We start from the raw sequence: 5242 nt of genomic DNA, 5'->3' as shown, positions 1-5242 counted from the left end.
GGTTTGTTGTTTGAGAACTCAATAGTGTGCTTTGTTTGAATGTTGTACCAAGTTTTTTGAATTCTTGTTGGTTTCAACATTGCCTGGCAGGCGTGGTGCTGTCACCTCCGTGATGGTGGCCTGTTGGGGTTTTATTTTGTTGGGCCACGGGTTTTTCTTTTTGTTTTTTTTAACGGAGAGTTTGATCCTGGCTCAGGACGAACGCTGGCGGCGTGCTTAACACATGCAAGTCGAACGCTGAAGCTGGGTGCTTGCACCTGGTGGATGAGTGGCGAACGGGTGAGTAATACGTGAGTGACCTTCCTTGGACTCTGGGATAAGCCCGGGAAACTGGGTCTAATACCGGATACGACCAGTCCTCGCATGGGGTGCTGGTGGAAAGGGTTTGTACTGGTTCTTGATGGGCTCACGTCCTATCAGCTTGTTGGTGAGGTAATGGCTTACCAAGGCGACGACGGGTAGCCGGCCTGAGAGGGTGACCGGCCACACTGGGACTGAGACACGGCCCAGACTCCTACGGGAGGCAGCAGTGGGGAATATTGCACAATGGGCGCAAGCCTGATGCAGCGACGCCGCGTGGGGGATGACGGCCTTCGGGTTGTAAACCTCTTTCAGCAGGGAAGAAGCGAAAGTGACGGTACCTGCAGAAGAAGCGCCGGCTAACTACGTGCCAGCAGCCGCGGTAATACGTAGGGCGCAAGCGTTGTCCGGAATTATTGGGCGTAAAGAGCTCGTAGGCGGTTTGTCGCGTCTGCTGTGAAAGCCCGGGGCTCAACCCCGGGTGTGCAGTGGGTACGGGCAGGCTGGAGTGCAGTAGGGGAGACTGGAATTCCTGGTGTAGCGGTGAAATGCGCAGATATCAGGAGGAACACCGATGGCGAAGGCAGGTCTCTGGGCTGTTACTGACGCTGAGGAGCGAAAGCATGGGGAGCGAACAGGATTAGATACCCTGGTAGTCCATGCCGTAAACGTTGGGCACTAGGTGTGGGGGACATTCCACGTTTTCCGCGCCGTAGCTAACGCATTAAGTGCCCCGCCTGGGGAGTACGGCCGCAAGGCTAAAACTCAAAGGAATTGACGGGGGCCCGCACAAGCGGCGGAGCATGCGGATTAATTCGATGCAACGCGAAGAACCTTACCAAGGCTTGACATACACCGGATCGCAGCAGAGATGTTGTTTCCCTTCGGGGCTGGTGTACAGGTGGTGCATGGTTGTCGTCAGCTCGTGTCGTGAGATGTTGGGTTAAGTCCCGCAACGAGCGCAACCCTCGTTCTATGTTGCCAGCACGTTGTGGTGGGGACTCATAGGAGACTGCCGGGGTCAACTCGGAGGAAGGTGGGGATGACGTCAAATCATCATGCCCCTTATGTCTTGGGCTTCACGCATGCTACAATGGCCGGTACAATGGGTTGCGATACTGTGAGGTGGAGCTAATCCCAAAAAGCCGGTCTCAGTTCGGATTGGGGTCTGCAACTCGACCCCATGAAGTCGGAGTCGCTAGTAATCGCAGATCAGCAACGCTGCGGTGAATACGTTCCCGGGCCTTGTACACACCGCCCGTCAAGTCACGAAAGTTGGTAACACCCGAAGCCGATGGCCCAACCCTTGTGGGGGGAGTCGTCGAAGGTGGGACTGGCGATTGGGACTAAGTCGTAACAAGGTAGCCGTACCGGAAGGTGCGGCTGGATCACCTCCTTTCTAAGGAGCTCAACTTTTGGTTGGCCACCTCCGTGCACGAGTGTTGTGCGGGTGGTTTGCTCATGGGTGGAATGCGATATTCAGTGGTTGCATGGTGGCATCGTTGTGGTGTTGTTGTGTGGCTGGGCAGAGTGCACTGTTGGGTTTTGAGGCAATGAGCCGTGTGGTTGTTGTCTTGGTGCCTGTGCGCCGTGCTGGGTGCCTCCTGGTTGGGGGTGTTTGGTGTGGTGTGGTGGGTTGTTGTTTGAGAACTATATAGTGGACGCGAGCATCTTGGGGTTCCTGCCTGTTGTGGGTGGGTTCCCTGGTGATTGTTTATGTGAATGCCTTTGTGGTGATCATTTGTGTGTAAATCGTTAAGGGCGCACGGTGGATGCCTGGGCACAAGAAGCCGATGAAGGACGTGTGAATCTGCGATAAGCCTCGGGGAGTCGATAACTGGGCTGTGATCCGAGGGTGTCCGAATGGGGAAACCTCGCTGCTTGTCAAGGGCAGTGACCCGCACCTGAATGTATAGGGTGTGTGGAGGGAACGGGGGGAAGTGAAACATCTCAGTACCCTCAGGAAGAGAAAATAATAATGATTCTGTTAGTAGTGGCGAGCGAACGCGGATGAGGCTAAACCTGTGGTGTGTGATACCGGCAAGGGGTTGCATCACGGGTGTTGTGGGGCGCACTTTTTACTGGTTCTTGTCTGGCTGGTGGTGTGCAGTGTTGTGGTAGGCGAATCATCTGGGATGGTGGACCGGAGTGGGTGAGAGTCCCGTAGTCGAAACCATGGTACTGGCATTGTGTGTGTTCCCGAGTAGCACGGGGCTCGTGGAATCTCGTGTGAATCTGCCAGGACCACCTGGTAAGCCTGAATACTTTCTTGTGACCGATAGTGTATCAGTACCGTGAGGGAATGGTGAAAAGTACCCCGTGAGGGGAGTGAAATAGTACCTGAAACCGTGTGCCTACAAGCCGTCAGAGCATCGTTGTGGTGTGATGGCGTGCCTTTTGAAGAATGAGCCTGCGAGTTAGTGCTGTGTCGCGAGGTTAACCCGTGTGGGGTAGTCGTAGCGAAAGCGAGTCTGAAGAGGGCGTATCAGTGGCACGGTCTAGACCCGAAGCGGAGTGATCTACCCATGGCCAGGTTGAAGCGTGTGTAAGAGCGCGTGGAGGACCGAACCCACTTCAGTTGAAAATGGAGGGGATGAGCTGTGGGTAGGGGTGAAAGGCCAATCAAACTCTGTGATAGCTGGTTCTCCCCGAAATGCATTTAGGTGCAGCGTCGTGTGTTGCTTGTCTGAGGTAGAGCTACTGGTTGGCTGATGGGCCTTTACGGGTTACTGACGTCAGCCAAACTCCGAATGCGGGCAAGTGTAAGCGCGGCAGTGAGACAGTGGGGGATAAGCTTCATTGTCGAGAGGGAAACAGCCCAGATCATCGACTAAGGCCCCTAAGCGTGTGCTAAGTGGGAAAGGATGTGGAGTTGCTGAGACAACCAGGAGGTTGGCTTAGAAGCAGCCATCCTTGAAAGAGTGCGTAATAGCTCACTGGTCAAGTGATTCTGCGCCGATAATGTAGCGGGGCTCAAGCACACCGCCGAAGTCGTGACAATACCGTTGTGGTGTTGGGTAGGGGAGCGTCGTGTACTGCGGTGAAGTCATCGTGTGAACGTATGGTGGAGTGTACGCGAGTGAGAATGCAGGCATGAGTAGCGAATGATGCGTGGGAAACGTATCCGCCGAATGATCAAGGGTTCCAGGGTCAAGCTAATCTTCCCTGGGTTAGTCGGGGCCTAAGGCGAGGCCGACAGGCGTAGTCGATGGATAACGGGTTGATATTCCCGTACCGACGAAGGACCGTCCATACCAAGCCGGTGATACTAACCGTCCGGGTCGTGCTGTGTGCTTCCTTGTGGAGTGCTGGTGCGTGCCTGCACGGGACCTGATCCGGGGCGGTAAACGCATTAACGGGTGTGACGCAGGAAGGTAGCCGGGCCACGCGGTGGTTGTCGTGGTCTAAGCATGTAGGGTTGGTCGTTGTTAAATGCGCGGCCTGTGTGCCTGAGATGTGATGGGACCCCTGTTTGTGGGGGGATCCGGTGATCCTATGCTGTCGAGAAAAGCATCGGCGTGAGGTTCTAGTTGCCCGTACCCTAAACCGACACAGGTGATCAGGTAGAGAATACTAAGGCGTTCGAGAGAATCATGGTTAAGGAACTCGGCAAAATGCCCCCGTAACTTCGGGAGAAGGGGGACCTTGAGCGTGAGCTGCCCGTGCGGTGGTGAGCGTGTAGGGGTCGCAGAGACCAGGGGGAAGCGACTGTTTATCAAAAACACAGGTCCGTGCGAAGTCGCAAGACGATGTATACGGACTGACTCCTGCCCGGTGCTGGAAGGTTAAGAGGACTCGTTAGGCCCCTTTTTTGGGGTCGAAGCGGAGAATTTAAGCCCCAGTAAACGGCGGTGGTAACTATAACCATCCTAAGGTAGCGAAATTCCTTGTCGGGTAAGTTCCGACCTGCACGAATGGAGTAACGACTTCCCTGCTGTCTCAACCATGAACTCGGCGAAATTGCAGTACGAGTAAAGATGCTCGTTTCGCGCAGCAGGACGGAAAGACCCCGTGACCTTTACTATAGTTTGGTATTGGTGTTCGGTGTGGCTTGTGTAGGATAGGTGGGAGATTGTGAAGCTACGGCGCTAGTCGTGGTGGAGTCGTTGTTGAAATACCACTCTGGTCATATTGGATGTCTAACCTCGGCCCATGATCTGGGTCAGGGACAGTGCCTGATGGGTAGTTTAACTGGGGCGGTTGCCTCCTAAAGAGTAACGGAGGCGCCCAAAGGTTCCCTCAGCCTGGTTGGCAATCAGGTGTTGAGTGCAAGTGCACAAGGGAGCTTGACTGTGAGACTGGCAGGTCGAGCAGGGACGAAAGTCGGGACTAGTGATCCGGCGGTTCATTGTGGAATGGCCGTCGCTCAACGGATAAAAGGTACCTCGGGGATAACAGGCTGATCTTGCCCAAGAGTTCATATCGACGGCATGGTTTGGCACCTCGATGTCGGCTCGTCGCATCCTGGGGCTGGAGTTGGTCCCAAGGGTTGGGCTGTTCGCCCATTAAAGCGGCACGCGAGCTGGGTTCAGAACGTCGTGAGACAGTTCGGTCCCTATCCGCTGCGTGCGTTGGAGAATTGTGGAGGCCTGTCCTTAGTACGAGAGGACCGGGACGGACGAACCTCTGGTATGTCAGTTGTACCGCCAGGTGCATGGCTGATTGGCTACGTTCGGGAAAGATAACCGCTGAAGGCATCTAAGCGGGAAGCTTGCTTCGAGATGAGTTCTCCTTGCCCCTTTGTGGGTGTGAGGCTCCCTGTAGATGACGGGGTTGATAGGCCGGGTATGGAAGCCAGGACTGAAGACTGGTGGAGTTGACCGGTACTAATAGGCCGAAGGTTTATACACAAAACACTCCCGTGTGGGGTGTTGGGTGGTTGCTGCGAGGGTTTGTAGATGATTGTTGTGTGTTCGTGTTCACTGTATGGTTTTGAAACAAC

At 54.9% G+C, this 5242-nt stretch carries 2 rRNA genes; both read left to right on the top strand.

The features are described from left to right. Nucleotides 1-169 precede the first annotated feature (169 nt). Nucleotides 170-1699: ribosomal RNA gene (locus EWU68_RS12950) — 16S ribosomal RNA — on the top strand. 346 nt (nucleotides 1700-2045) lie between these two features. Next, a 23S ribosomal RNA gene (locus EWU68_RS12945) occupies nucleotides 2046-5150 on the top strand. The 16S and 23S rRNA genes sit together here, the layout of an rRNA operon. The last annotated feature ends 92 nt before the right edge of the window (nucleotides 5151-5242 follow it).

It is taken from the genome of Rothia koreensis, from assembly GCF_004136575.1.
Classification (GTDB): Bacteria; Actinomycetota; Actinomycetes; order Actinomycetales; family Micrococcaceae; genus Rothia; species Rothia koreensis.
Note: the sequence above shows the minus strand (reverse complement) of the source record. Positions and strands in the feature narration are given on the sequence as shown.